Here is a 23,966-nt window from a genome sequence, read left to right on the forward strand (position 1 = left end):
GAGGCCCGGTCAGCCCCCGATCGGCAGCGCGGCCCGCGCGTCGAGGGACTGGTCGACGGTCTCGACCAACCGGATGAACGCGCTCAGCTCCCCCACCCCGGCAGGCGTGGTCGGGAGGAATTCGGTCAGCTCCGGCGAGTGCACCAGGTAGGCCGCCCACTTGGCCCGGGAGATCGCGACGTTGAGGCGATTCTTCATCAGCAGGAACGACATCCCGCGCGGGACGTCGGCCGCCGAGGATGCCGCCAGGCTGACGATCGCCACCGCCGCTTCCTGCCCCTGGAACTTGTCCACCGTGCCGACGCGCACCTCCCGGAAGCCGGCGGCGTCGAGGAGCGCCCGGACTTCGGCGAGCTGGGCGTTGTAGGGGGTGACGACGATGACGTCCTCGCCGGAGAGCGGGACGTCGTCGCGACCGACCGCGGGGTCGCTCCAGGAGCGGCCGATCAGGTCGGCTACGAGATCCACGACCGCACGGGCCTCCTCCGGCGACGCGGTCGAGTTGCCGACGTGCAGCACCGGCACGGGATGGAGCCCGGGGGCCACGCCGGTGAGCTCGCGCTCCGACGCGCACGCGTGGGCGCGCAGCTTGCCCTCGTAGGACAGCGCGGACACCGCCGCCGCGAGAGCCGGATGCATGCGTCGTGTCTCGGCGAGGAAGTACCCCAGCTCGGGCGGAAGCACGTCGTGGCCGTCGCTGACCCAGCCGAGAGCGGATCCGTCGACGGGCTCGGGATGCCTGCCCTGGCTCACCTGCGGCAGCTGCTGCGGGTCGCCGAGGAGCAGGAGGTTCTTCGCCGCGACGCCGACGGCGACGGTGGATGCGAGCGAGAACTGCCCGGCCTCGTCCACGACGAGCAGGTCGAGGCTGCCGCGGGGGATGCGCGCGGTGCTGGCGAAGTCCCAGGCCGTTCCCCCGACGACGAAGCCCCGCTCCTCGTTGACGCCGGCGAACTCCAGGTGACCGTTCGTCGGAAGGGCAGTGAAGCGGTGAGCGGAACCGGCGTCATCGCCGTCGTCGGGACCGGCGGCGGTGCCTGCAGCGGCGCCGGCACTGGGCGTCTTCCCGACCATCGCGGCGTCGAGCCCGGCGTCGACCACGCGGTCGAGCAGGTTCTCGACCACGGCATGCGACTGCGCGACCACGCCCACCTTCCACCCGTGGTCGGCCACGAGCCTCGCGATGACGTGCGCGCCGAGGTACGACTTGCCTGTCCCGGGCGGCCCCTGCACCGCGAGGTACGACCGGTCCAGGTCGAGCAGGCTGGCCACCACGGCGTCGATCCGGCCCTCCCCTTCTCCTCCGTGCTCCGTCGGGTCGGGGACCAGCGATCCGGACCGCGTTCGCGGCGGCGTGCGGCGCAGCAGGTCGACGGTCGGGTCGACCGGCCAGGTCTCGTGATGGCGCGCGATGAGCAGCGCGGTCCCCCACTCGCGGATCGCCTCCGCCAGCCGGCGCGAGTCCGGCGGAGCGGACGGCGTGAGCGCACTGGGCAGGTCGGCGTACGGCGCAACCTCGGGGGGAAGCGTCTCGCGCACGACGATGGAGCCGTCGTCGAGCGCGTCGATCACGGCGACGGTGCGCGCGGCGCGGGCCCCGGGCTGCGCCCGCGGCTGCCGGAACGGCCCGGGGTACTCGTAGAGCAGGTAGGGGCCGCTGCGCTCGCTGAGCCGCACGGAACTCCCCGCTCCCCACGGGCCGCTGAGCAGAAGCTCGCGGCGCTCCACACGCTGGCCCTCATCGAGGTACCAGTCGCGCAGCACGGACGCGCGTTCGACCACGAGCACGTCCCGGGTCTCGCCCCACTCCTCGATCGGCTGGATCAGCCGGGCGAAGTGCGACTGCCAGAACGTCTTCTGCTCACGACGATGGAAGTCGATCGCAGCAGCGGCAAGCGCCATCGCCCGCCGATCCGCGGAGCGGTGCGGGTCGAGCGGGTCTCCGGCGAACGCCAGCAGCCCGGCGCGCAGCGGCGATTCGTCCGGCGCGAGCTCGGCCTCTTCGGCCGGTGCGGCACCGATCGGGATGCCGTTCTCGCTTGCGCGCGCGAGCAGCCAGTCGCGCAGTCGCAGCGTGGAGACGCAGTCGTAGCGGTTGTAGTCGCCCAGCTCGTCGAGCAGCCGTTGCGCCTCGTCGAGGCGCCCGAGCGCGAGCAGGTCACGGGCGTTCGCGTACTCGGTGATCGAGTCGGCGCCGTTGGTCACTTCGCTCTCGCGCAGGCGGTCGCCCATGTAGAGCGGCTCGAGCTTCTTGATCGAGTACGACCGGGATCCGACGCGGACCGCCTTGCGCACGAGCGGGTACAGGTCGACGAGAACATTCTCGCGCAGGAGCCCGTCCACCTCCTCTTCGCCGACGCCATGCCGGGCCGCGAGCGCGAGCAGGTGCGTCTGCTCGTAGGCGGCGTAGTGGTAGATGTGCATGCGGGGGAAGCGCGCGCGCCGCTCACGGACGAACTCGAGGAAGGCCTCCAGCGCAACCCGCTCTGCGGCGAAGTCGTGCGCCCAGAAGGCAGTGAACCGCTCCTCCTGGTCGACCATCCCGAACAGGTAGTCGAGGTTCCAGCGCTCTCCGGCGCCTTCGGTGTACAGCGGGTCGCCCTCGAAGTCGAAGAAGAGATCGCCCTCGTCGGGATGCGGCAGCACGGCCAGCACTGGCGCATTGAACACGCGGACGGGAGGCGGGCCGCCCGGCTCCGCCTGCAGCTGCAGGCGGGCCTGCTCGCGCAGTCCATCGAGGGTCCCCTCCGGGACACCCTCCACCGGACCGGTGGAGGCCGCCAGAGCGTCGATCGTGCCGAGCCCCGCCGCGAGCAGGTGCTCGCGCTGGGTCACCCGCATGCCGGCGACGAGCAGCACATCACGCGTCGTCTGCACCTCGGCGTCGCACGTGTCGCAGCGCCCGTCGACGGTGAACCGCGGATCGCCCCACGCCACCGGTCCCTCGTCGGCCGCGTGCTCAGCGACGATCGCGAGCAGGCGCTCGCGCCGCTTGCGGTACACGGGCTCGATGTCGTGCAGCGCGTGTTCGCTGACAGAGCCGTCGCCGAGGAGCAGTTCGACCGTCTCGTCGACGTCGACGCCCATCCGGCGCAACTGGTCTGCGTAGGCCGCCAGCTGCAGTAGAGCGGTGACGCGCGCGCTGCGCGCCAGCTTGGAGTCTTGCACCCGGTAGCGGCCATCCGGCAACCGGACGACGAAGTCGGCGAACCCGACGAAGGCGCCGTCGAAGAACGTGGCCTGAAAGACGACGTCGGCCCCGCGCTCGAACGCCTCGGCCGTGCGCCGGACCGCCTCGGTCAGCGTCTCGGCGGTCAGCTGCGCTGGCCGCTCGATCTCGGCGACGCCGCTGCCGAACTGCTCGCGGTACCGCTCCAGGATGCGGTGCTCGTGCTCGTCGCCCATGCGGGACGAGCGCACGTACATCGGGTCTTCGATCTCTTCGGTCTTCTCGAGCCGCCCGAGCTTGACGTCGAGGGTGCGCAGAAACGCGAACTCGCACTTCGACGCCTCGGTGAGGTCGCTGGCGCTCGTGACGATCACTCCGTCGAGCAGGAACACGGCGACCTCCTTTCAGCGCGGATTCTTCGGCCTACCGGTTGTCTGGCATCCCGGCTCTGACGAGAGTATCGGCGACCACCGACACGGGAGATCGGCCGTCAGTGCCCCTTCGCCGCCGCCTTCGCCGCGCGCTTGTGCTCGCGCACCCGCGTCAGCGAGTCGGCGTCGACGATGTCGGCGACCGAACGGTGGCCGGGCAGTCCGTAGTCGCCGGCCGCCGCCTCCCATCCGGCCGGATGCACGCCCTTCTGCTTGCCGAGGAGCGCGAGGAAGATCTTGGCCTTCTGCTCGCCGAACCCGGGCAGCGCCTTGAGCCGGCGCAGCACCTCGGGCCCGTCGGGGTCGTCCCTGGTCCAGATCGCTGCGGTGTCCCCGCCCCAGTCGGAGACGATGGCCGCGGCGAGCGCCTGCACCCGGCCCGCCATCGAGCCGGGGAACCGGTGCACGGCCGGGGTCTGCTTCATCACCTCGGCCAGCTTCTCGGGGTCGATTGCGGCGACGGTCGCGGGATCGAGCGCACCGAGCCGATCGCGGAGCTTCGCAGGACCGGCGAACGCCGTCTCCATCGGGATCTGCTGGTCGAGCAGCATTCCGGTCAGGAGTGCGAAGGGCGACTCGTCGAGCAGCGCGTCCGCCTCGGGGTCGCCGGTGATGTGGAGGGCCATGCGCTCAGCCTGCCACCAGCAGGAGCACGCCCGCCACTGCGGACAGGACCGCCAGGAGGAGGGCGACGCCGAGCAGGACGCCGTGGACGATCAGGAAGGGGGTCGCGCGCCCCGACGCGTCCCGTGCCCGCTGATCCTTCCGCACGCGCGTGAAGAATCGCGGCCAGGCGAAGACGTTGAAGACGGCGTTCAGGAACAGGACGATGGCGGCGAAAGCGGTCATGATGCGTCCAGCCTAAGCACACCCGTCAGTCGGCGGAGGCGACCAGCTGCACCCGCAGCGAGTCCACCCGAGTGGCGATCACGTCGTCCGCCGCCCAGCGCTGCGCGAGACGGCCGAGGATGGCGTCGAGCTCCTCGCGCGTCAGTCCGGCGGCCAGCGACAGCCGCACCACCAACTCCTCCCCCGCCAGCCGGCTCTGCGGGTCGCCCGCGATGAGGTCGACGTCGTGCACGCCGAGCTCCGAGCCGATGGAGGCGCGGAACGCCTCGAGCACAACAGGGTCGCGATCGCTGGGCACCCAGGTCACGCCCTGCGCGAGCGCCCAGACCGCCGGTCGTCGCACGACGAACTCGGTCTTGGAGGTGGGGTCGAGCACGATCAGCTCCGTGCCCTCCGAGGCGGCCGCGAGCGCCGCCCTCCGTCCTTCCGCCGGCACCGGACGGGCCGCCGGGTTCCACGCCTGCAGCGCCGTGACGGACGAGAACACCGGCTGCACGTTCCGCCCGTCGGGGCCGGCGACCGTCACGATGGACAGCTCCTGCGTCTTGTCGACGATCATCCCGGCGTCGTTCGCGCCCTCCTCGCCCAGCTCGGCGACCAGCGGGATGAGCAGTCGCGCGTCGCGCAGCGCATCCACCACGACCTCCGCGCCCACCTCACCCGCGCGAAATGCCGCCAGCGCGCCGAGGAGGGCCGCCGGCGCGGAGCCGTCGTCCTCGCCGAACGGGTTGTCGTCGAAGGCACGGCCCTCCCAGGGCTGGCCGGCAGAGTCCGCGAGGGAGGCTGCGAAGCCGGCCAGGCGTGCAGCGCCGGTCTCGCTCGGTCCGCCCGACGTGCCGTCGTGGCCGCCCGGCGTGCCGTCGTGGCCGACTGCGCCGTCGCCGTCGTGGCCGACTGCGCCGTCACCGGTCTGGTCGCTGTCAGCGTCCCGCGACATCCAGCGCCTCAGGGAGGGTGAACGCGCCCGCGTACAGCGCCTTGCCGACGATCGCACCCTCGAGCCCGAGCGGCACGAGCTCGCGCAGCGCCGCGATGTCGTCCAGGTTCGAGATGCCGCCGGAGGCGACCACCGGACGCTCCGTACGGTCGAGCACCTGACGCAGCAGGTCGATGTTGGGGCCGCGCAGCGTGCCGTCCTTCGTCACGTCGGTGACCACGTAGCGGGCGCAGCCCGCGTCCTCCAGCCGGTCGAGCACCTCCCAGAGGTCGCCGCCTTCACGGGTCCAGCCGCGTGCGGCGAGCGTCGTGCCGCGCACATCCAGGCCGACGGCGATCGCCTCGCCGTACTGGCTGATGGCGCTGGCCGCCCACTCCGGGTTCTCCAGCGCAGCGGTGCCGAGGTTGACCCGGGTCGCGCCCGCCTCGAGCGCCTGCTCCAGCGAGGCATCGTCGCGGATCCCGCCGGAGAGCTCGATGCTCACCCCGTGCACCTGGTGGATGACGCGCTTGAGAATGGACCGGTTCTCACCGCGCCCGAACGCCGCGTCGAGGTCGACGAGGTGGATCCACTCGGCGCCGGCATCGGCCCACTCGGCCGCCGCGTCGACGGGGTCGCCGTAGCTGGTCTCACTGCCCGCCTCGCCCTGGGTGAGGCGCACGGCCTTGCCGTCGGCGACATCCACCGCGGGCAGGAGGACGAGTCGGGGCGTGCTGATGAAGTCGGTCATGTGCTTCCTCGTGTCGGTCCGCGACGTGCGGACGGCTAGGGCGGACGGCTGGGCGGTGTCCGTCAGAGCGAGCGGACCCAGTTGCGCAGCAGCTGGATGCCGGCGCGCCCCGACTTCTCGGGGTGGAACTGCGTCGCGCTGAGCGGCCCGTTCTCGACGGCGGCGACGAACGGCGCGCCGTGCTCGGCCCAGGTCACCTTCGGCTTCGGGAAGGGCGGCTCGGGGTCGAGCGTCCAGTCCTGCGCGGCGTACGAGTGGACGAAGTAGAAGCGCTCGTCCTGCAGCCCCGAGAACAGCACGGAGTCCTGCGGCGCGCGCACGGTGTTCCATCCGATGTGCGGCACGACGTCGGCGCGCAGCAGGTCGACCGTGCCCGGCCACTCCCCCAGCCCGTCGGTCGTCAGGCCGTGCTCGACGCCGCGCTCGAACATCACCTGCATCCCGACGCAGATCCCGAGAACCGGTCGCCCGCCCGCGAGCCGGCGGTCGACGACCTCGTCGCCGTGGGACGCGCGCAGCGCCTCCGCGACCGCCGTGAACGCTCCGACGCCGGGCACGAGCAGGCCGTCGGCCTCCTGCGCGCGGCGGCGGTTGCCGGTCAGCTCGACGTCCGCGCCCGCGGCTTCGAGGGCCTTGACGGCGGAGTGGACGTTCCCCGACCCGTAGTCGAAGACGACGACACGTGGAGTGCGGCCCTCGGTCACAGCGCACCCTTGGTGGACGGGATGCCCTGCACAAGCGGATCCAGCGCCTTGGCCTGGCGGAACGCGCGCGCGAACGCCTTGAACTCCGCCTCGGCGATGTGGTGCGGGTCGCGGCCGCCGAGGACGGTGATGTGCGTCGTCAGGGCGGCGTTGAACGAGATCGCTTCGAAGACGTGACGGACCATCGAACCGGTGAAGTGGCCGCCGATGAGGTGCAGCTCGAAGCCGGCCGGTTCGCCGCCGTGCACCAGGTACGGCCGCCCGGAGATGTCGACGACAGCCTGCACGAGCGCCTCGTCGAGCGGCACCAGGGCGTCGCCGTACCGCGAGATGCCGGACTTGTCGCCCAGAGCCTCCCGGATCGCCCGGCCCAGGACGATGCCGATGTCCTCCACCGTGTGGTGCACGTCGATGTCGGTGTCACCGGTGGCGCGGATGCGCAAGTCGGTGAGCGAGTGCTTCGCGAACGCCGTCAGCAGGTGGTCGTAGAAGGGGACGCTCGTCTGGATGTCGGACGCTCCCGTCCCGTCGAGGTCGAGGCTCAGCGCGATACTGGACTCGCTCGTCTCCCGCGTGACCGTGGCGGTGCGATTCGTCATGCGTCCGAGTCTACCGGGGCGGCCTGGGACCGTTCGGGGGCCTGCTCCTCGCGGACGGCGGCGGTCGAGGGCCGGCCCAGCGCCGCCAACGCGTCGAGGAACGTCGTGGTCTCCGCCTCCGTGCCCGCCGTCACGCGCAGGTGGTGCGGGATGCCGACGTCGCGGATCAGGATGCCGCGCTCGGCGAGCGCCTCGAAGGTCGCGTGCGGGTCGTCCACCCCGCCGAAGAGCACGAAGTTGCTCCCGGAGCGGTGCGGCGTGTAACCGAGACGATCGAGCTCCGTGACGAGCCGGTCGCGCTGCGCGCGGATCTCGCCCACCATGGCCAGCATCTCGTCGGAGTGGGCGAGGGCGCCCAGAGCCGCCGCCTGCGTCAGGGCCGACAGGTGGTACGGCAGCCGGACCAGGCGCAGCGCGTCGATCACGGCTGGGTCGGCCGCCAGGTAGCCCACTCGGGCGCCGGCGAACGCGAACGCCTTGCTCATCGTGCGGGAGATGAGCAGGCGCGGGCGCCCGGGCAGCAGAGTGAGCGCGGAGGGCACGCCGTCTGGCAGGAACTCGGCGTACGCCTCGTCGACCACCACGATGCCGCGGGCGGCGGCGTAGGCGGCCTCGATGGTCTCGAGCGCCAGCGGGGTGCCGGTCGGGTTGTTCGGGGAGCAGAGGATGACGATGTCGGGATCGAGGGCGCGGATCTGCTCCGCGGCCGTCTCGGGCGACAGCTCGTAGCCCGCGTCCCGCGTGCCTGCCAGGTACTCGGTGCCTGTTCCCGACGCCAGGAGCGGGTACATGGAGTAGGTGGGGGCGAACCCGAGCAGAGTGCGGCCCGGACCGCCGAAGGCCTGGAGGATGTGCTGCAGCACCTCGTTGGACCCGTTCGCCGCCCAGATCTGCTCGGCGGTGAGGCCGTGCCCGAGGTAGCGCGCGAACGCCTCCCGCAGTTCGGTGAACTCGCGGTCGGGGTAGCGGTTGACTCCGCCGACGGCGGCGGCGACCCGCGCGACGATATCGGCGGCAACATCCTCGGGAACCGGATGAGTGTTCTCGTTCACGTTGAGCGCGACGGGCACCGGACGCTGGGGAGCGCCGTACGGCGAGCGACCACGAAGGTCGTCCCGGATCGGCAGCTCGGAGAGAGAAGTCACCGTTCAATCGTAGTCAGCGCGAGAGCCCTGACGTCCCTGGATGACGAACGTGGAGCCTTCGTGAGGTCGGGCTACTTCGCGTACTTGGTCGGCACCGCGAGCTGCTGCCCGGGAGAGACGACAGCCGACTCCAAGCCGTTCAGCGACACCAGGTCGGCGATCACGTCGCGCGGATCGGCGTTCGGGGCGACGCGCTCGGCGACCGACCAGAGAGAGTCGCCCGACTCCACGGTGACGTACTGGAAGCTGACGTGCGTCTGCTCGCCGTTGGCGACCGCGCCGCCGCCGTTCAGGGCGAAGACGAGCGCGCCGATGACCAGCGGCAGGGCGACGAGCGCCGAGAGGACAGCGCGACCGCGACGGGTGAGGCGCAGGCGTACGCGCGCTCCCTCGGGCAGCGGCGGTACCGCACGCAGGGCGGGAACCGACTCGCTCATCAGTACTGCACTCATGGCCGTGACCTCCTCAGACTCGCGGGTGCGAAGCTGTGTTCCGAATGTATCTTCGAATGTCTGAATCCGCAAGGTACCCTCCACTGAGGAAATACCCGAGGAAATCGGCGACACGCTCGAACACATGTTTGTCTTCCCCTTCTGACGCGGATACAGTTTCGACTGTCTGAGAACATCAGATCAGGTACCACCGACATTCGTGCCGGGGAGCGATCCCGGACGACGCCGACGCCAGGAGAGGACGCCCGTGTCGAATGAGAACCAGGCCCGCGGGGGCACCCGCCGCCGGAAGAACCTCAGCGACAAGCAGCTCGCCATCCTGGATGTGATCCAGCGGTCGGTGAGCCAGCGCGGCTATCCGCCGAGCATGCGCGAGATCGGCGACGCGGTCGGGCTGTCCTCGCTCTCCTCCGTGACCCACCAGCTGAACCAGCTGGAGCTGAGCGGCTATCTGCGGCGCGACCCCAACCGGCCGCGCGCGCTCGAGATCCTGATCGACCTGCCCTCGGCGGGCCCGACGCCCGACTACGAGAACCAGACGCCCGTCGGCGACGCCGCCATGGTGCCGCTCGTCGGCCGGATCGCCGCGGGCATCCCGATCACGGCGGAGCAGCAGGTGGACGAGGTGTTCCCGCTCCCCCGCCAGCTCGTCGGCAACGGCGAGCTGTTCATGCTGAAGGTCGTCGGGGAGTCGATGATCGACGCGGCGATCTGCGACGGCGACTGGGTCGTCATCCGCGCGCAGAACACCGCCGAGAACGGCGACATCGTCGCGGCGATGCTCGACGAGGAGGCGACGGTCAAGGTGTTCCGTCAGCGCGACGGGCACACCTGGCTGCTGCCGCGCAACTCCAACTTCGAGCCCATCCTCGGCGACTTCGCGCAGGTGCTCGGCAAGGTTGTCGCGGTCCTCCGCGCCGTCTGACTGCTCCTACGCCCAGCCGAGTTCGCGCAGGCGGTCGTCGGAGAGCCCGAAGTAGTGCCCGATCTCGTGCACGAGCGTGACGTGCACCCGCGCCCTCAGCTCCTCCACGGTGGAGGCCGACGCCTCCAGGTTGTTGCGGAACAGGGTGATGCGATCCGGCAGCTCGCCGAACCCGTACACCGAGCGCCGGGTCAGCGGCCGGCCGCTGTACAGGCCGAACAGCCGCGGCCGTGCCCCCCACGGCTGGTCCTCGATCAGGATCGCGACGTTCTCGAGCGGGCCCACCATGTCGTCCGGCAAGGACTCGAAGATGTCGTCGACCATCCGCTCGAACTCGTCGTCCGCGATGCGCACCATGGGCTCATCCTCACACGCCACGGACGCCTCCGGCCCCGGTTCGCTGTACGCGTACCGGGGCCGGAGGCGGGCGATGAGCCCGAAGAGGGTCAGGCCGTGACGGAGGCCCGCTCCCGGACGCCGCGCGTCGCCTCGATGATGTTGCGGAGCGATGCGACCGTCTCGTCGTAGCCGCGGGTCTTCAGGCCGCAGTCCGGGTTCACCCAGAGCTGGCGGCCGGGGATCGCGTCGAGCGCGGTCTCGAGCAGCTCGGTGACCTCCTCGACCGACGGGACGCGCGGCGAGTGGATGTCGTAGACGCCCGGCCCGATGCCGTGCTCGAAGCCGGAGCGCTGGATGTCGTGCACGACCTCCATGCGGCTGCGTGCCGCCTCGATGCTGGTGACATCGGCGTCGAGGTTGCGGATCGCGTCGATCACCACGCCGAACTCCGAGTAGCAGAGGTGCGTGTGGATCTGGGTGCGGTCCTCGACGCCCGACGTGGCCAGGCGGAACGAGCCGACCGACCACTCCAGGTAGTCGTCCTGCGCGGCCTTCTTCAGCGGCAGCAGCTCGCGCAGCGCCGGCTCGTCCACCTGCACGACGCGGATGCCCGCCTCCTCCAGGTCGGCGATCTCGTCCCGCAGCGCGAGGGCGACCTGCCGGGCGGTCTCGCCGAGCGGCTGGTCGTCGCGCACGAACGACCACGCCAGGATGGTCACCGGACCGGTCAGCATCCCCTTCACCGGCTTCTCGGTGAGGCTCTGCGTGAAGGCCGACCAGTCGACCGTGATCGGCGCCGGCCGGGACACGTCTCCCCAGAGGATGGAGGGGCGCGTGCAGCGCGAGCCGTACGACTGCACCCAGCCGTTCTGCGTCACCGCGAACCCGTCGAGGTTCTCGGCGAAGTACTGCACCATGTCGTTGCGCTCGGGCTCGCCGTGCACGATGACGTCGATGCCGATCTCCTCCTGCAGGTCCACCACGCGCTTGATCTCGTCGCGCATGCGGCCCAGGTACTCCGCCTCGCTGATCAGTCCCTTGGCGAGCTGCGCGCGCGAGCGGCGGATGTCCGCGGTCTGCGGGAACGAGCCGATGGTCGTCGTGGGGAGGAACGGGAGGCCGAGCGCCTCGTCCTGCGCCGTCTGCCGGTCGGCGTACTCGCCACGGCGGAAGTCGGCTTCGGTCAGCGCCGCCTCGCGCTCGCGCACGGCCGGCACCCGGACGCCCGGCGCGGACGCGCGATCGGCCAGCGCCGCGGTCGCAGCGGTCAGCTCCTCCTGGATGGCCTCGTGGCCGTCCACGATGCCGCGCGCGAGCACGGCCACCTGGGCGACCTTCTGGTCGGCGAAGGCGAGCCAGGTCTTGAGGCGAACGTCCAGCTCCGGCTCGTCGTCCACGTCGTGCGGCACGTGCAGCAGCGAGGTGGAGGTGGAGACGGCGACATCGGGGCTGAGCGAGAGGAGCTCGGTCAGCGCGCCGAACGCAGCCTCCAGGTCGCCGCGCCAGATGTTGTGGCCGTCGATCACGCCGCCGACCAGGGTCTTCGTGGCGAGGGCGGAGGCCGTCGCCGCGTCGAGCCCTGTGGGGATCGAGCCGCGCACCAGGTCGAGCGAGATCGCTTCGACCGGGCTGGCCGCAAGCGGCGCGAGCGCGTCGTCCAGACTGCCGTACGGCGCCGCGACGAACAGCGCCGGACGGTCGGCGGAGCCACCCAACGTGCCGTAGGCGGTGGTCACCGCGGCGAGCACGGCCTCCCGCGACTCGTCGATGCTCTCGCTGACCAGGGCCGGCTCGTCGAGCTGCGCCCAGGGCGCGCCGGCGGCGGCGAGGCGGGACAGCAGCTCCGCGTAGACGGGAAGCAGGTCGGCGAGGCGGGACAGCGGACGGAAGCCCTCCGGCGCGTCGTCGCTCGGCTTGCTCAGCAGCAGGAACGTAACGGGGCCGACCACGACAGGGCGGGTCACGAAGCCGGCAGCGCGCGCCTCCTCGAACTCGCGCACGATCCGGTCGGAGGCCAGACGGAAGCCCGTCTCCGGGCCGATCTCGGGCACCAGGTAGTGGTAGTTGGAGTCGAACCACTTGGTCATCTCGAGCGGCGGGTTCTCGCCCTCGCCACGGGCGATCGTGAAGTAGCCGGCCAGGTCGACGGAGCCGTCCGCGGCGGCGAGGGAGGCGAAGCGCGACGGGAGGGCTCCGACGGTGACCGCCGCATCCAGCACCTGGTCGTAGAAGCTGAAGCTCTCCGGGATGGATGCGTCGGCACGGCCGAGGCCCAGCGACGCGAGGCGCTCGCGGGTGGTCGCGCGCAGCTCGGCGGCGGTCGCCTCCAGCTCCTCGGCGGAGGTGGAGCCGGCCCAGAACGCCTCGACGGCCTTCTTCAGCTCGCGGCGGCGCCCGATGCGCGGGTAGCCGATGATCGTGCCCGCCGGGAAAGGCGTGCGGGTGGTGTCGGTCATGCTGGTTCCTTTTCGGTGGCCGATTTCTCGGGGGTGGGACAGGCAGGACGGTCCGGGGACGCCAAGGCGCCGATCCGGTCGAGCACGGACAGGACCGCCTCGTGCTGGTTGAACGTGTACAGGTGGAGTCCGGGAGCGCCGCCGTCGAGCAGGCGCTGCCCGAGACGCGCGGCCCAGGCGATGCCGATCTCGCGACGGCCCTCGTCGGTCGGCTCGACCTCCAGCTCGATGGCCAGGTCGCTGGGGAGGTCCTCGCCGCTGAGCTCGAGCATCCGCTTCAGACGGGCGGGGCTGGTGACGGGCATGATGCCCGGCAGGATGGGGAACGCCACGCCCGCTTCAGCGGCGCGCTGCGCGAAGTGGAGGTAGTCCTCCGCGTGGAAGAAGAGCTGCGTGATCCCGAGGTTCGCCCCGGCCGCCTGCTTGGCGAGCAGCGCGTCGATGTCCTGCGAGACCGACCGCGACGACGGGTGCCCGTTCGGGAAGGCGGCGACGGCGATCTGCACGTGCTCGCGGTGCTCCAGGACGGCGCGGGCAGGAAGGCCGGGAACCGGGAGCTCGCCGTACGGCACGCGCTCCGCCTGCACCCGGTGGATGAGCTGCACCAGCTCGGCCGTGGTGCGGATGTCGCCGATCGGGTCGACTCCCTCGGGCAGGCCGACGGGAGGGTCGCCGCGCACGGCCAGGAACCGGCGCACACCGGCATCCAGGAACTCGCGGATCAGCCGGTTCGCCTCCTCATGCGACGAGCCGACGCAGGTCAGGTGCGCCATCGGGCTCACGTCGGTGTGCTCGATGATGTACCGGAGCACCTCCAGGGAGGCCGTCCGCGAGGAGCCGCCCGCGCCGAACGTCACCGAGATGAAGTCGGGGTGCGCGGCCGCCAGACGGTCGATCGTGGCGGGAAGAGCGGCGGCGGCGCGCTCGTTGCGCGGAGGGTACAGCTCGAAGGAGTACCGGGCCTCGGTACAGCTCATGGGCTCCTCGAATGGTCGGACAGCGGCACGGGACGTCCCGCGCACTGCGTCGGAACACAGTGCGGGGTCGCACGGGCGGGTGCCGGGCTCGGCTGTCGCACCACGTCAGCGGTCGCCCGCTGCGGTTGAGAGGAAATCTAGCAACGCGAAAGGCCGGACGGAATCGTCCGTGTCATGCTTCGACACATCGATCCCGTCCGGCCTTCGTTCACATTCGTGACGAATGTGGCCTCCCGCTCACTGATACCCCACATTCGTGACGAATCGGGGGGCGACCTCGGAGGGTACGGCTAGGTGGTCGCCGTCACCTCGAACGGCTCGAACGCCGCGTGGTACTCGGGCATGATCCGCGCGGTGACGCGGGTGCCCTCCTCCACATACTCGGTCGAGATCACCCGGCCGCGCTCGTGGAGGGCGGAGATCAGATCTCCGCGGTCGTACGGAACGACCAGCTCCACCTCCAGGGACGGATCGGGCAGCAGCCGCGCGATGGCGGCGAGGATCTCGTCGATCCCCTCGCCCGTCCGCGCCGAGGCGAAGATCGCCCCCGGCTCGAGACCGCGCAGCACCAGGCGCTCGTCCTCGGGGATCAGGTCGGCCTTGTTGAAGACCACGATCTCCGGGATGTCGCGGGCCCCGACCTCGCCGATCACGTCGCGGACCGTCGCCAGCTGCGACGCCGGGTCCGGGTGCGAACCGTCGACGACGTGCAGGATGACGTCGGAGTCGGCGACCTCCTCCAGCGTCGAGCGGAACGCCTCCACCAGCTGGTGCGGCAGGTTGCGCACGAAGCCGACGGTGTCGGCCAGCGTGTACAGACGGCCGTCGGCGGTGACCGAACGGCGCACCGTCGCATCCAGGGTCGCGAACAGCGCATTCTCGACGAGCACGCCCGCCTTGGTGACGCGGTTCAGGAGGCTCGACTTGCCGGCGTTGGTGTAGCCGGCGATCGCCACCGACGGCACCGAGTTGCGGTTACGGTTGGCGCGCTTCGCCTCGCGGGCGGGCTTGAAGCCGGCGATCTGCTTGCGCAGCCGGGCCATCCGGGTGTGGATGCGGCGGCGGTCCAGCTCGATCTTCGTCTCACCGGGACCACGGGAGCCCATACCGGCGCCCGCGCCGCCCACCTGGCCACCGGCCTGGCGGGACATCGACTCGCCCCAGCCGCGGAGGCGCGGGAGCAGGTACTCGAGCTGTGCAAGCTCTACCTGCGCCTTGCCCTCACGGCTCTTGGCGTGCTGGCTGAAGATGTCGAGGATCACCGCGGTGCGGTCGATCACCTTCACCTTCACCACGTCCTCCAGTGCGCGGCGCTGGCTCGGCGCGAGCTCGGTGTCGGCGATCACGGTGTCCGCTCCGAGAGCGGCCACGATTCCGGCCAGTTCCTCGGCCTTTCCGCGGCCGAGGTAGGTGCTCGCGTCCGGGTGCGGTCGGCGCTGCAGCATCCCGTCGAGGACCGCCGCGCCGGCGGTCTCGGCGAGTGCGGCCAGTTCGCGCATCGAGTTCTCTGCGTCCTGCAGGGAGCCCTGCGAGTAGACGCCGATGAGCACCACGTTCTCCAGCCGCAGCTGCCGGTACTCCACCTCGGTGACGTCCTGCAGCTCGGTCGAGAGACCGGAGACGCGGCGCAGCGCCGCGCGCTCCTCCCGGTCGAACTGCTCTCCGTCATGCGAGCCACCGTCCACGGCGTCGCTCTGCAGTGCCTGGGCGCGAGCGCCGGCGCTTCCGCCGAACAGCGTCACCGCTGCGTGGTTGCGCTCGGTCGCGAGCACACGTGCGACCACGTCGTCTGCGTCGTGCTCGCGGATATCGGTCTTATCAGTCATTCATTCCCCTGATCCGGGTCAACCCTAGTTCGTCTTGTACTTCTGTGTCCTGTACGGTCTGCATATGGCCAGCGGAGATCACTACTTTTCCCCGGCGCCCGAGAGCGAGGTGAACCTGCGGCCGTTCACCGTACGCCTCGCCGGGCAGACGTACGAGCTGGTGACGGCCAACGGGATCTTCAGCCCCGAACGCGTCGACACGGGTACGCGAGTGCTGCTGGACCATGTCCCCTCAGCGCCGCCCGGAGGTCAGCTCCTCGACCTCGGCTGCGGCTGGGGGCCGCTGGCTCTCACACTTGCTCTCGAATCCCCTCATGCGACGGTCTGGGCCGTCGACGTCAACAACCGAGCGCTGGATGTGGTGCGCAGGAACGCGCAGAAGCTCGGCCTCACCAATGTAAACCCGGTGACGCCCGAAAATGTTCCCGCCGACGTGCGCTTCACGACGATCTGGTCGAACCCGCCGATCCGGGTCGGCAAGAACGAGCTCCACAACCTCCTGGAGCGCTGGCTGCCCCGGCTGGAGCCGGGATCGGACGCCTGGCTGGTCGTCCAACGGAACCTGGGAAGCGACTCCCTGCACCGCTGGATGGACACGACGTTCCCGGACCTGACGACGACCCGCGCCGCCACCTCCAAGGGCTACCGCGTCCTCCGCGCCCGCGCCCACCCCTGACCCGCACCGCGCCGCCTCCGCCCGCGCACCGCTCCCGCCCGCGCGCCCCTTCCGCCCTCCGTCGAGTACACAAAAACTGCACACGACACGCCGCGCAGGCGTGCAGTTTTTGTGTACTCGACGGAGGGCGGAGGTCAGGCGAGGGTGAGGGTGCCGGTGAAGGTGAGCTCGGCGGGGCCGGAGAGGCCGACGTGCTCGCCGTCCTCGGTGGGGAACATGCGGACGCCGACGGTGCCGCCTGGCACGTCCACCCGCCACTGGTTCGGCGCGCCCTCGCCCGCCCAGTAGCGGACTGCCAGCGCGGCCGCGGCGGCGCCCGTTCCGCAGGACAGGGTCTCGCCGCTGCCGCGCTCGTGCACGCGCATGCGGATGCGGCCGACGCCGTCCTTGACCAGCGGGTCGTGCGGGACGACGAACTCGACGTTCGCCCCGTGCTCCGGCGCAGGTTCGAGGTGCGGGATGTACGTCAGGTCGGCGGCGTCGAGCTCCGAGTCGTCTGCGACGGCCACCACGACGTGCGGGTTGCCCATGTCGATGCCGAGGCCCGGTCGCGCTACCGGCAGTTCCTTCGCACGCACGAGCGGCTCGCCGCCTGCGAGGTCCCACCGGCCGAGGTCGACCTGGAAGCCGTTGGTGCTGCGCTGGACATCCCGCACTCCGGAACGCGTGCCGATCGCGAGCGTCCCGCCCTCGGGGAGCTCGGCGAGGCCGGTCTCGAGCAGGTAGCGGACGTAGACGCGGATGCCGTTGCCGCACATCTCGGCGGGAGACCCGTCGGCGTTGAAGTAGTCCATGAACCAGGTGGCGCCGTCGTCCTCGGCCAGTGCGGCCTCCCCCTCGGGGAGATGTGCCGAGCGGACTGCACGGATGACGCCGTCGGCGCCGACGCCGAAGTGGCGGTCGCAGATCTCGGCGATCTGCGTCGCGGTCAGCGGCAGGCGCCCCTCCGGGTCGGAGTACAGCACGAAGTCGTTGCCGGTGCCCTGGCCCTTGGTGAACTGGAGTGTCGCCATGCGTTCCAGCCTAGCGATCGGCGGCAGGGAGACCGTCGACCAGGGCCAGCGCGGACTCCACCAGCCCCGGGTCGTCGTAGTCGAGCCAGTGGATGCCCGGGTAGCGCTTGAACCAGCTGACCTGCCTGCGTGCGTAACGGCGGGTGAGCTGCTGCGTCTGCGCGATCGCCTCCTCCCGGCCGACCTCGCCGCGGAGCTCCGCCAGCGCCTGGGCGTAGCCGATGGCGCGGCGGGCGGTCATCCCGCGGTCCAGCCCGCGCGGGAGCAGCTCGGAGACCTCGCGGAGCAGACCGTCCGCCCACATGCGCTCGACGCGCGCGTCGAGGCGCTGGACGAGTTCGTCGCGGGGAGCCGCGAGGCCGATGATGACGGTCGGTTCGTGCCAGGGCGAGGGCTCCTCCGGCAGCGCACCGGTGACGGATGTACCGGTGAGCTGCGCGACCTCGAGCGCCCGGACGATGCGGCGGCCGTTGCGCGATCCGATCCGACGTGCCGCCTCGGGGTCGAGTTCGGCGAGGCGCTCGAAGAGCATCCCGGGCCCGTGCTCGGCGAGTTCTGACTCCAGGCGCGCGCGGAGTTCGGGATCCGTGCCCGGGAACTGCAGGTCGAAGACGACGCTGGACACGTAGAGTCCGGATCCCCCGACGAGCAGGGGAACAGCGCCCCGCTGCAGGATGTCCGTGATCGTGGCGCGCGCCTCCGGCTGGTAGCGGGCGACGGTGGCCTCGTCGGTGACGTCGAGCGCGTCGAACAGGTGGTGCGGGATGCTGCGCCATTCCGCGGGAGGGAGCTTGGCCGTCCCGATGTCCATGCCGCTGTACAGCTGCATGGCGTCGGCGTTGACCACCTCGGCACTCCGGCCGCGCTCGCGAAGCGCCTCGGCGAGAGCGAGCGAGAGGTCGGTCTTGCCGGTCCCCGTCGGCCCGACGATCGCGACGAGCGGCGCGGCGGGTGCGCCAGATGCAGCGGGCGCGGCGGGTGCCGGCTCTGCGGGCGCCCGCTCGCGGGGCGGCGGCTCGGCGGGCGCCGGGTTCAGCGTTGCCCGTCCGTCGGGTCGTAGATCGGCATGGTGCCGACGCCGGGCGAGGTCAGCGGCTCGCGGCTGCGCGGCGACGGGAGGCCGACGCGGAGTTCGGGCAGGCCCAGCGGCACCCGTCCGGCCGCTGCACCGGAAGCGCCCGCGGCGCCTGCGCCGTGCGCGGGTACGGCGCACGAGTCGGCCTCGGCGCGGTCCCAGGCGTCGCCGGCACGGGTCCGGCGGATGCGGAGGGGAGCTCCGTCACCGGAGTCGGCGAGGAGGTAGTGCGGTGCTGCGTGCGTAACGCGAACGGTCACGACATCGCCGGGGCGCGGAGTCTCCGACCCGGCCGGGACGTCGAAGTGGACGAGCCTGCTGTCGCGCGCCCGGCCGCTGAGACGGCGGGTGTCCGCGTCTTTGCGGCCTTCGCCGTTGGCGACGAGGAGTTCGACCTCGCTGCCGACGAGCTTCTGGTTCTCTTCGAGGGAGATGCGCTCCTGGAGGGCGATGAGCCGGTCGTAGCGGTCCTGCACGATCTCTTTCGGGACCTGGTCCGCCATGGTGGCAGCCGGTGTGCCCGGGCGGATCGAGTACTGGAAGGTGAACGCGGAGGCGAACCGGGCGGCTTCGACGACCCGCAGCGTCTCCTGGAAGTCTTCCTCGGTCTCGCCGGGGAAGCCGACGATGATGTCGGTGCTGATGGCCGCGTCCGGCATCTTCGCCCGGACCCGGTCGAGGATGCCGAGGAACTTCTCGGACCGGTAGGAGCGGCGCATGGACCGGAGGATGCGGTCGGAGCCGGACTGCAGCGGCATGTGCAGCTGCGGCATGACGTTCGGCGTCTCGGCCATGGCGTCGATCACGTCGTCGGTGAAGGCGGCGGGATGCGGGCTGGTGAAGCGGATGCGCTCGAGACCGTCGATCTGACCGGCGGCGCGGAGCAGCTTGCTGAACGCCTGGCGGTCGCCGAACTCGACGCCGTAGGAGTTGACGTTCTGGCCGAGGAGCGTGACCTCGATGGCCCCGTCGTCGACGAGCGCCTGGATCTCGGCGAGGATGTCGCCCGGCCGACGGTCCTTCTCCTTGCCGCGCAGCGACGGGACGATGCAGAAGGTGCAGGTGTTGTTGCAGCCGACCGAGATGGAGACCCACCCCGAGTAGGAGGAGTCGCGCTTGGTCGGCAGCGTGGAGGGGAACGTCTCGAGCGATTCGAGGATCTCGATCTCGGCGGCGTCGTTGTGGCGCGCACGCTCGAGGAGGCTCGGAAGCGCGCCCATGTTGTGGGTGCCGAAGACGACGTCGACCCAGGGCGCCTTCTCGAGGATGACGTTCTTGTCCTTCTGGGCGAGGCAGCCGCCGACGGCGATCTGCATGCCCTCGTGGCGCCTCTTGACCCCGGCGAGGTGACCGAGGTTGCCGTACAGCTTGTTGTCGGCGTTCTCGCGGACCGCGCAGGTGTTGATCACGACGATGTCGGCTTCCTCGCCGTTGGCCGGAACGTAGCCGGCCGCCTCGAGCGACCCGCTGAGTCGCTCGGAGTCGTGGACGTTCATCTGGCAGCCGAATGTGCGCACCTCGTACGTGCGTGCCCGGCCGTCGGAACGGACCGCCGCCTCGGACGGCTGGATGACGCTGCGCTGTTCCACGATGCTCATGATGGCGACAAGTCTACGTTTTTTGGACTACGGGGTTTTCCGGCCTCACGGGTCGCTGCGGCTACTGGAACCGCACGCCCGATCCGCCCCGGGACCGACGACCGGCGAACGCCGCATCCATCGCCTGGCGCACGATGTCGGACGCGTAGCCCTTGCGCGCAAGGAACCCGTGCAATCGCCGACGCGCCGTCTCGTCGTCGTAGGTCGACAACTGCCCCATGCGTTTCACGGCAAGCTCGGTCGCCCGTTCCAGCTCATCGTCCTGCCCGATGTCGGCCAGCGCGGCCTCGATCAGTTCGGGCGCGACGTGCCGGCGCTTGAGCTCCTGCTCGATCGCCGTGCGGCCGAGGCCTTTCCGGCTGTGCTGCGTGAACGCGAGGCTCACCGCGAGGGAGGCGTCGTCGATCACACCCAGCGCTTCGAGCCGGTCGAGCTCAGGGCCGTAGACCTCCGGCTCGATTTCACGGCGAGTGAGCACCTGCTCGAGCTCCCACCGCGACATACCGCGGCGGGCGAGCTGCCGGATGGCGAGACCGCTCGTCTTGCGAGTCTGCCGCGCGGCCTCTTCATCGACCTCGTCTGGAAGGCTCGCCGCTGTCTGCCGTTCGGCGCCCCACGTGTTGTTCCACCCGCCGTCGGTGACGACGGGCAGCACTGCCGCCGGCTTCGCTGTGCCAGCCTTCGGTGTGCCCGCCTTCGGTGTGCCCGTCTTCGCAGTGGCAGCCTTCGCTGTGCCCGTCATACCTGCGCCGCGACGAGACGGGTGGTCCTCGCCGCCGCGACCGCGATCGGCCGCGGGTCGCCGAAGCGGCGTCACAGGAGCGAGTCGCTCCCCCTCGGCCGCTCCGTCGCCGGACGAATCCGCAAATCTCACCACGCGAAGCTCCTTTGGGAGGCGACGGGCACGATCAGGCGCCCTTGCGAGCCTGCAGCTTGTCTTCGATCGACCCGACGTTCGACGGAGCCTCGGCAACGGCGTTCGGATCGGCCACGATACCGAGCTTGATCTTGATCTTCTGCTCGATCTCGGCGGCGATGTCCGGGTTGGCGATGAGGAAGTTGCGCGAGTTCTCTTTGCCCTGACCGAGCTGGTCGCCCTCGTAGGTGTACCAGGCACCCGACTTCTTGACGATCGCGTGCTCGACACCGAAGTCGATCAGGCTTCCCTCGCGCGAGATGCCGACGCCGTAAAGGATGTCGAACTCCGCCTGCTTGAAGGGCGGCGCCATCTTGTTCTTGACGACCTTGACGCGGGTGCGGTTGCCGACCGCGTCGGTGCCGTCCTTCAGGGTCTCGATCCGGCGGATGTCGAGTCGGACGGAAGCGTAGAACTTGAGCGCCTTGCCGCCGGCAGTCGTCTCGGGGCTGCCGAAGAACACGCCGATCTTCTCTCGCAGCTGGTTGATGAAGATCATCGTGGTGTTCGTCTGGCTGAGACCACCGGTCAGCTTGCGCAACGCCTGGGACATGAGGCGCGCCTGGAGGCCGACGTGCGAGTCGCCCATCTCTCCCTCGATCTCGGCGCGCGGCACCAGCGCTGCAACGGAGTCGATGACGATGATGTCGATGGAACCGCTTCGCACGAGCATGTCGGCGATCTCGAGAGCCTGCTCACCGGTGTCCGGCTGCGAGACCAGGAGGGCGTCGATGTCGACGCCGAGCTTGCGGGCGTACTCCGGGTCGAGCGCGTGCTCCGCGTCGATGAAGGCAGCGATGCCGCCCGCACGCTGCGCGTTGGCGATCGCGTGCAGCGTCAGAGTGGTCTTACCCGACGACTCCGGGCCGTAGATCTCGATGATCCGGCCGCGTGGAAGGCCGCCGATACCGAGCGCGACATCGAGCGCGATCGATCCGGTGGGGACGACCTCGACGGGGGCGCGCTCGTCGCTGCCCAGTCGCATGACGGAGCCCTTGCCGAACTGACGGTCGATCTGCGCGAGTGCGGTCTCTAGGGCCTTCTCGCGGTCTGCGGGTGATGGCATTGCGGTTCTCCTTCGTGGGCTTCGCTACGGTTCGACTCTAGGAGTGACGTCCGACACTCGAAGCGAGGGACGCGCGATCTGTGGACAACCGGTTTTCGACTGCCGTTGTGAAGAAGTGTAACCAGTTCCGAACATATCTTCGAGAGTCGGGAACCGGCGTGTCGCACACGCGATCAGCGCTGCGGAGCCGGCTTCCCCGCGCCATACCAGCGCGACGACGGGACGCCCGTCTCTTTGCACAACGCGATCCAGACCTCCCGCGGCGGGAGTCCGGCCGCGATCGCCTCGTTCGCGGTACGGCCGCCGAGTTCGGCCAGGACGAGATCGGTCAGCAGGGTCTGACCGTAGGAGCTGCCGAATTCGTCGGAGACGGCACGCTGGAACTCGCTGAGCTTCATGGTTCCTTAACTTCGGAAGAACGGATGAGTGGGTAAACGAAAGGCGCCCCGCGAATCGCGGGGCGCCCTCAGAGTATTCGAATCAGCGGGCGACCAGGTCGGTGTCCATCGCGTGGACGAACTCGTCCGGAACCGTGTCCGGGATCACCGGCTCGAGGCCCTCGAGTACCGCGATGCGGTCCCCGACCTCGCGCATGATGACCGAGACCGGCGTTTCGAGCGCATCAGCCACGGAGGCGAGGATCTCACTCGACGCCTCCTTCTGTCCGCGCTCGACCTCGCTGAGGTAGCCGAGCGCAACGCTCGCCTTGCTTGCGACCTGGCGGAGCGTACGACCCTTTTGCAGGCGGAAGTCCCTGAGCACGTCGCCGATTTCCTGACGTACAAGAATCATTCGGAGCCTCCCTCTCTATCCCTGCCGACGTATCGATGGGATACGAACTGTACCGCATCCCTGACCTTCACGATATCGAGGGCTACTGGGCTTTTCTTGTGAATGCAGCAGGTGTAACCAGACCGAAACACCGCGTATTCCCGCGGTAATACGCCATCTTCAGCCAGCCGTTATGCCGAGCTCGGCGGCCAGGGCCGCGACGGCTTCGCGGACGGTGCGGCGACGGATGGCCTCACGGTCGCCGGACAGCTCCAGAGCGAGCGAACGCGTGCCCTCTGTCGTCGCGATACCGACGAACACCGTGCCCACCGGGCGCCCTCCCTGCGGGTCCGGACCGGCGACTCCCGTGGTCGAGAGACCGAGATCGGCCGCGCGCCCGCCGACGGCCAGGCGCTCACGGACCCCGGACGCCAGCTGCCTCGCCACCTCGGGATGGACCGGTCCCTCAACAGCCAGCAGGTCGCCGTCCACGCCGAGCAGAGTGTGCTTGAGCTCGGTCGCGTAGACCACCGCTCCGCCCAGCACGACGGCGGAGGCGCCGGGCACGCTTGTGAGTTCGGCCGTCAGCATCCCGCCGGTCAGCGACTCGGCGACCGCGATCGTGAGCCCTCGGTCGATCAGCGCCCGGACGACGGAAGCCGTCGGCGAGTCGACCGCTGCCGGCACGTCAGGCGACGGCATGCTTGGCCCTCCGCCCCTTCCACGCCTGCCAGAGGTAGTCGATGCCGGTCCAGACGGTGAGGATGACTGCGGCCGTCATCAGGACACCGTTCACCCAGAAGATCCAGTCGCCGAAGACGGTCCAGAGCGGCACGAGAGCGAACGAGATCGCGACGGACTGGACGATGGTCTTGATCTTGCCGCCCCGCGATGCGGCGATGACGCCCTGGCGGATGACGACGAAACGGTAGATCGTGATGCCGATCTCGCGGACCAGGATGACGACGGTCACCCACCACGGGAGTTCGCCGAGGATCGACAGCGCGACGAGCGCTCCCCCGGTCAGCACCTTGTCGGCGATCGGGTCGAGCAGCTTGCCGAGGTCGGTGACCAGACCGTTGCGCCGGGCGAGTGCGCCATCGACGCCGTCGGTCGCGATGGCGAGGATGAACAGTACGGCGGCGGCCCACCGCAGCCAGCCGTCGTCTCCGCCGTCGGCGAGCAGCATCCAGACGAAGAGCGGGGCGAGCAGGATGCGCACGATCGTGATCGCGTTGGGCAGGTTCCAGTTGCTCACGCGCTTCGCTCCGCCGTCCGCCGCTGCGGGCGGAGGCGTGTCGGGCACCGACAT

General features: G+C 70.4%; 24 protein-coding genes. 2 read left to right on the forward strand and 22 right to left on the reverse strand.

Going from position 1 to position 23,966, the window contains the following annotated elements; all coding sequences use genetic code 11:
• Positions 1-9: 9 nt before the first annotated feature.
• The 9 genes from SB754_RS09660 to SB754_RS09700 form a co-directional block, all read right to left on the reverse strand.
• Positions 10-3,561 (reverse strand): TM0106 family RecB-like putative nuclease, encoded by a 3,552-nt coding sequence (locus SB754_RS09660; protein ID WP_410782109.1) that lies wholly within the window; start codon positions 3,559-3,561, stop codon positions 10-12.
• A gap of 98 nt (positions 3,562-3,659) precedes the next feature.
• A complete protein-coding gene (locus SB754_RS09665) occupies positions 3,660-4,226 on the reverse strand; it encodes an HhH-GPD-type base excision DNA repair protein (RefSeq protein WP_410782110.1) in 567 nt (188 codons plus the stop codon).
• A 4-nt stretch (positions 4,227-4,230) separates the two neighbouring features.
• Positions 4,231-4,449, reverse strand: coding sequence for an SCO4848 family membrane protein (locus SB754_RS09670; protein WP_410782111.1), 219 nt, complete (start codon positions 4,447-4,449; stop codon positions 4,231-4,233).
• Between the two features lie 25 nt (positions 4,450-4,474).
• Entirely contained in the window at positions 4,475-5,386 is a 912-nt protein-coding gene (locus SB754_RS09675; RefSeq protein WP_410782112.1) for an SseB family protein, read from the reverse strand.
• A complete protein-coding gene (priA, locus tag SB754_RS09680; protein ID WP_410782113.1) occupies positions 5,370-6,116 on the reverse strand; it encodes a bifunctional 1-(5-phosphoribosyl)-5-((5-phosphoribosylamino)methylideneamino)imidazole-4-carboxamide isomerase/phosphoribosylanthranilate isomerase PriA in 747 nt (248 codons plus the stop codon). The genes SB754_RS09675 and priA overlap by 17 nt, the downstream gene beginning before the upstream one ends.
• 62 nt (positions 6,117-6,178) lie before the next feature.
• Complete coding sequence (hisH, locus tag SB754_RS09685) at positions 6,179-6,820, reverse strand: imidazole glycerol phosphate synthase subunit HisH (protein WP_410782114.1); 642 nt, start codon at positions 6,818-6,820, stop codon at positions 6,179-6,181.
• Positions 6,817-7,419 (reverse strand): imidazoleglycerol-phosphate dehydratase HisB, encoded by a 603-nt coding sequence (gene hisB, locus SB754_RS09690; RefSeq protein WP_410782115.1) that lies wholly within the window; start codon positions 7,417-7,419, stop codon positions 6,817-6,819. The genes hisH and hisB overlap by 4 nt, the downstream gene beginning before the upstream one ends.
• A complete protein-coding gene (locus tag SB754_RS09695; protein ID WP_410782116.1) occupies positions 7,416-8,564 on the reverse strand; it encodes a histidinol-phosphate transaminase in 1,149 nt (382 codons plus the stop codon). The genes hisB and SB754_RS09695 overlap by 4 nt, the downstream gene beginning before the upstream one ends.
• A 71-nt stretch (positions 8,565-8,635) precedes the next feature.
• Positions 8,636-9,016, reverse strand: a complete 381-nt coding sequence (locus SB754_RS09700) for a LysM peptidoglycan-binding domain-containing protein (protein WP_410782117.1) — start codon at positions 9,014-9,016, stop codon at positions 8,636-8,638.
• A gap of 247 nt (positions 9,017-9,263) precedes the next feature.
• Between SB754_RS09700 and lexA the strand changes: the two genes are divergently transcribed.
• Positions 9,264-9,941 (forward strand): transcriptional repressor LexA, encoded by a 678-nt coding sequence (lexA, locus tag SB754_RS09705; protein ID WP_410782118.1) that lies wholly within the window; start codon positions 9,264-9,266, stop codon positions 9,939-9,941.
• Between the two features lie 6 nt (positions 9,942-9,947).
• Here lexA and SB754_RS09710 read toward each other — a convergent pair whose 3' ends face one another.
• The 4 genes from SB754_RS09710 to hflX all read right to left on the reverse strand — a co-directional run bounded on the left by SB754_RS09710 (position 9,948) and on the right by hflX (position 15,539).
• A complete protein-coding gene (locus SB754_RS09710) occupies positions 9,948-10,298 on the reverse strand; it encodes a metallopeptidase family protein (RefSeq protein ID WP_410782119.1) in 351 nt (116 codons plus the stop codon).
• 89 nt (positions 10,299-10,387) lie between these two features.
• Entirely contained in the window at positions 10,388-12,736 is a 2,349-nt protein-coding gene (metE, locus tag SB754_RS09715; protein WP_410782120.1) for a 5-methyltetrahydropteroyltriglutamate--homocysteine S-methyltransferase, read from the reverse strand.
• A complete protein-coding gene (locus SB754_RS09720) occupies positions 12,733-13,713 on the reverse strand; it encodes a methylenetetrahydrofolate reductase (RefSeq protein WP_410782121.1) in 981 nt (326 codons plus the stop codon). Before SB754_RS09720 ends, metE begins: the two co-directional genes overlap by 4 nt.
• Positions 13,714-14,003: 290 nt before the next feature.
• On the reverse strand, positions 14,004-15,539 hold the full coding sequence (gene hflX / locus SB754_RS09725) for a GTPase HflX (RefSeq protein ID WP_410782122.1): 1,536 nt from the start codon (positions 15,537-15,539) through the stop codon (positions 14,004-14,006).
• Between the two features lie 64 nt (positions 15,540-15,603).
• Between hflX and SB754_RS09730 the strand changes: the two genes are divergently transcribed.
• Positions 15,604-16,215, forward strand: coding sequence for a class I SAM-dependent methyltransferase (locus SB754_RS09730; RefSeq protein ID WP_410782123.1), 612 nt, complete (start codon positions 15,604-15,606; stop codon positions 16,213-16,215).
• 134 nt (positions 16,216-16,349) lie between these two features.
• On the opposite strand, the gene dapF is transcribed toward SB754_RS09730, so the two are convergent.
• From dapF to pgsA, 9 genes are all read right to left on the reverse strand, one after another.
• Complete coding sequence (gene dapF / locus SB754_RS09735) at positions 16,350-17,228, reverse strand: diaminopimelate epimerase (RefSeq protein ID WP_410782124.1); 879 nt, start codon at positions 17,226-17,228, stop codon at positions 16,350-16,352.
• 10 nt (positions 17,229-17,238) lie between these two features.
• Positions 17,239-18,159 carry a tRNA (adenosine(37)-N6)-dimethylallyltransferase MiaA gene (gene miaA / locus SB754_RS09740; RefSeq protein WP_410783298.1) on the reverse strand — a complete coding sequence of 307 codons (921 nt, stop codon included), beginning with the start codon at positions 18,157-18,159 and terminating at the stop codon, positions 17,239-17,241.
• 101 nt (positions 18,160-18,260) lie between these two features.
• Complete coding sequence (gene miaB / locus SB754_RS09745) at positions 18,261-19,901, reverse strand: tRNA (N6-isopentenyl adenosine(37)-C2)-methylthiotransferase MiaB (protein ID WP_410782125.1); 1,641 nt, start codon at positions 19,899-19,901, stop codon at positions 18,261-18,263.
• Positions 19,902-19,962: 61 nt separating this feature from the next.
• Positions 19,963-20,778, reverse strand: a complete 816-nt coding sequence (locus SB754_RS09750; protein ID WP_410782126.1) for a regulatory protein RecX — start codon at positions 20,776-20,778, stop codon at positions 19,963-19,965.
• 31 nt (positions 20,779-20,809) lie between these two features.
• Positions 20,810-21,883, reverse strand: a complete 1,074-nt coding sequence (recA, locus tag SB754_RS09755) for a recombinase RecA (RefSeq protein ID WP_410782127.1) — start codon at positions 21,881-21,883, stop codon at positions 20,810-20,812.
• 173 nt (positions 21,884-22,056) lie between these two features.
• Positions 22,057-22,281 (reverse strand): DUF3046 domain-containing protein, encoded by a 225-nt coding sequence (locus tag SB754_RS09760; RefSeq protein ID WP_410782128.1) that lies wholly within the window; start codon positions 22,279-22,281, stop codon positions 22,057-22,059.
• An 82-nt stretch (positions 22,282-22,363) separates the two neighbouring features.
• Positions 22,364-22,675 carry a helix-turn-helix domain-containing protein gene (locus tag SB754_RS09765; protein ID WP_410782129.1) on the reverse strand — a complete coding sequence of 104 codons (312 nt, stop codon included), beginning with the start codon at positions 22,673-22,675 and terminating at the stop codon, positions 22,364-22,366.
• A gap of 159 nt (positions 22,676-22,834) precedes the next feature.
• Positions 22,835-23,356: a CinA family protein gene (locus SB754_RS09770; RefSeq protein WP_410782130.1), complete on the reverse strand. Its 522-nt coding sequence runs from the start codon at positions 23,354-23,356 to the stop codon at positions 22,835-22,837.
• Complete coding sequence (gene pgsA / locus SB754_RS09775; protein ID WP_410782131.1) at positions 23,343-23,966, reverse strand: CDP-diacylglycerol--glycerol-3-phosphate 3-phosphatidyltransferase; 624 nt, start codon at positions 23,964-23,966, stop codon at positions 23,343-23,345. The genes SB754_RS09770 and pgsA overlap by 14 nt, the downstream gene beginning before the upstream one ends.

Source organism: Leifsonia sp. SIMBA_070, assembly GCF_046534635.1.
GTDB lineage: Bacteria > Actinomycetota > Actinomycetes > Actinomycetales > Microbacteriaceae > Leifsonia.